This window comes from Haloferax profundi, assembly GCF_001469865.1.
In the GTDB taxonomy this organism is placed as follows: domain Archaea; phylum Halobacteriota; class Halobacteria; order Halobacteriales; family Haloferacaceae; genus Haloferax; species Haloferax profundi.
Genome location: NZ_LOPV01000652.1, coordinates 1 through 2,842 on the forward strand (window position 1 = coordinate 1; position 2,842 = coordinate 2,842).

Genomic DNA, 2,842 nt, shown 5'->3' on the forward strand with positions numbered 1-2,842 from the left:
CAAGAATCATCGCTGACAGGTACGACTGGCTCGCACCCAGAGTCCAGCACGGCCACAGAAGCCTCACCGAACGCTGTCTGTAGTACGTGTACAGACTGAGGATGAGTTCAGCAGTCGTCCCGTGCTACGAGCAAGTTTCTTCATCTCCCCGCGTTAAGCGCAAAATACTACGATGTTCAAGCTCGTCCGGTCAAGCCCTCTTTTCAGTATTCGTCGATTGGTTTTCTGTCTCGTCATCACCGTCTTCGTTGTGACTACTGACGTACTCTTTATCCATCTCAAAGATATCCAAACGGCTGCTGGCTTTGCTACCGAAGTCGCAGTCTACACCCTTGGCTTCTATGGCGGCTTCACAATTACGGCCTTGTCCAACCAGTCCAGCGCAGCTCATAATTGACCGACTCGCGCCTTCTGTTCAGCAATGGCCGCAACAAACTGTCTGGGACTGTGGAGTTCAACAATACCTTTGATATCTTCTGAACGTACGGTCCTGTCTCACCAAGCGTTAATTACAGCACTAACCGTAGCATCGAGTCGACAATGTCTGACTCGGACGTCTCGTCGATCACGAATACAACTGGGGTCACTTCTCGCCTCCCGAGTCCGATGTATCTCAGTCTACTGTTCTTTCTGGGAATCCTGGGGACTTTGTTCCCGTCAATTGCTTGGATGGAACTCTTCTACCTATTCGGACTCTTCGGCTTGTGGCCGATGATCAAAGCCTTTCTCCCATCGATAGGTGACGAACCAGACCCTACCGACTGGATTTCGATGGGGACGACGTCCCGACTCCGACCACTCCTGTCGATGGTGTACCTCCAAGTGAATGTCTTCCTCCAACTCAAAGGAATATTCCAGCTCGTAGGTCATATTCCAGTGCTCGTTCGCTACCGGCTTCAACTACCCACACCAGAGGAATTCGAACAACGCGTGTCGTATCGACTTCCAGTCGAGGGTGAATGGACCATCGTCAATGGTGGTCCAACACGAGAACACTCTCATTCGTGGGGTATGCTCGCTCAGCGATACGCCTACGATTTTGTTGTGACAGATGACAAAGGAGCGACCCACAATGGTGACGGGAGCGGTCCCGAAGACTACTATTGTTACGGTGATCCAGTAGTTTCACCAGCCGATGGCGTCGTGGTTGCGGCCAGCGATGGGCACCGTGATTACCATCGGGCAGGTGGTTGGTTGGACCCACGTCAGCGAGATATGCGCGGGAACTATCTGACTATCAAACACGCCGATGGAGAGTATAGTCTCTTCGCACATTTGAAGGAAGACAGTATTCGGGTCTTAGAGGGGGAGCGAGTAGAACGTGGCGAGCGAATCGGGCGTTGTGGTCACTCGGGGAACTCAACCGAACCACATCTTCATTTTCAACTCCAAGACCGTCCATCGTTCTTCCGTTCGATGGGGTTACCAATACAGTTTGAGAATGCGTTAGTCCGTGACCCCGACGGTGAAACTGAGAAATTCGAGTCAGCGTACATCAGAGAGGGACAGCGCGTAACTGCTCTCGAGTGAGTCGACGTCTTGGAGACTGTTCGGAACCCTTGAGCAGGTTCCTGACTACGGGATTAGCGACTCTGTCGAAATTCTTAGAAATTGATGGAAACCACATGACACAGACAGAGGGTGAGTTCAGCAGTAGAAAAACTCCGATGGTTAGTGTCCAGAAGGAATTGGCTGACAGATTGTGCGGCCGTATTTTTCATCTCTGGTAACAAGAGGAAACATACCAGTGATGGACTAATGTTCCTCTATGGCAGAATCTGTGACTGTTAGTCGGCGGAAAATGGTCATTACTGCGATGCTGGGTTTAGTCGGTGTTATTGCTAATCTGTACCAGATAGTGCAAGGGAATCACGGAGTTCTAGATATTGTCCTGCTTGTTGCTTTCCTGCTCATAACGGTATTCGCTGTATGGCCGATTCTTGCTGGGAATACGGAGTAAATAGCCCACATCAAGTGAATTGAGCAGTCCACACAGAGAACTCAACTGATGACCGACTTGCGCTCTGTATTCAGCACGCTTTCGACAAACTATCAGCGACTGAGGATTTCAACAGAACTGGATTAGCAGTCAATCCGTGTCGAAGCCACGCTCATCGAATGCCTTGGCTGCACAATCAAACGCTTCTTGACCGTAGTCCGTATAGAGCGATGGTAAGTTCACTCGGCGTTTGTACTGACTCCCGTCATTCGTGTACGTGATAACGAGTCGTGGACGCGTCAAGCCCTTCTGACCACGCGTAGACGAGATGTCTTCGATATTGTCGAGCTGAATTCGGTCGGGCGATCTGAATCCCTGTAGATAGTTCAGTGCCAACAGGGCAACGATGAAAGTGAATAGCCCTGCGAGGAGAAGGACGTCACCTGCCCAAACCGCACTCAAGGTCCAACCGATAGCGAACAGGAGACAGAATATGTAGCCGATGAAAATTGCCTTTCGACGCCAGTACTCGCTCTGCCAATACCCACGATAGAGGGCTCGAAAGTAGCCGGTGAACGATTCCTCAAAGAGAACGGAATCGCCGGTGAAGCGTGCAACGCCACGTCTTGTCCTGAACGAATCAATGGAGGGCATATTGGTCATATATGTCGAATCGTTGTATGTACACCGGTGTATCTGGGTATCCGGAGAATCCATTACCGAGTAGCGACGATTTTGAACGACTTACTCATGGAGAAAGACCCACTATTTCGTGAAGTACAGCGTTTTCGCCAGCCGTGGATTTGGGTACTTCTCGGTGGTATCACACTTCTCATGCTCGTGGCAGGACCCATCTCGTGGGGTGGGCTCGTCGTTGTGGTCCCAATCGCTGTCCTCCTCTAC

The 2,842-nt window shown here is 50.9% G+C and carries 2 protein-coding genes; one reads left to right on the forward strand and one right to left on the reverse strand.

Going from position 1 to position 2,842, the window contains the following annotated elements; genetic code table 11:
- Window positions 1-1,011 precede the first annotated feature (1,011 nt).
- Window positions 1,012-1,530, forward strand: a complete 519-nt coding sequence (locus AUR66_RS22975; RefSeq protein WP_231727972.1) for a M23 family metallopeptidase — start codon at window positions 1,012-1,014, stop codon at window positions 1,528-1,530.
- Window positions 1,531-2,089: 559 nt separating this feature from the next.
- Here the strand turns inward: AUR66_RS22975 and AUR66_RS18470 are convergent.
- Window positions 2,090-2,593 carry a hypothetical protein gene (locus tag AUR66_RS18470; protein WP_058573600.1) on the reverse strand — a complete coding sequence of 168 codons (504 nt, stop codon included), beginning with the start codon at window positions 2,591-2,593 and terminating at the stop codon, window positions 2,090-2,092.
- Window positions 2,594-2,842 lie beyond the last annotated feature (249 nt).

Bases quoted from the DNA above. Each gene is read 5' to 3' on its own strand.
- AUR66_RS22975 (WP_231727972.1), top strand. From the start codon at position 1,012: ATGCTCGCTCAGCGATACGCCTACGATTTTGTTGTGACAGATGACAAA.
- AUR66_RS18470 (WP_058573600.1), bottom strand. From the start codon at position 2,593: ATGCCCTCCATTGATTCGTTCAGGACAAGACGTGGCGTTGCACGCTTC.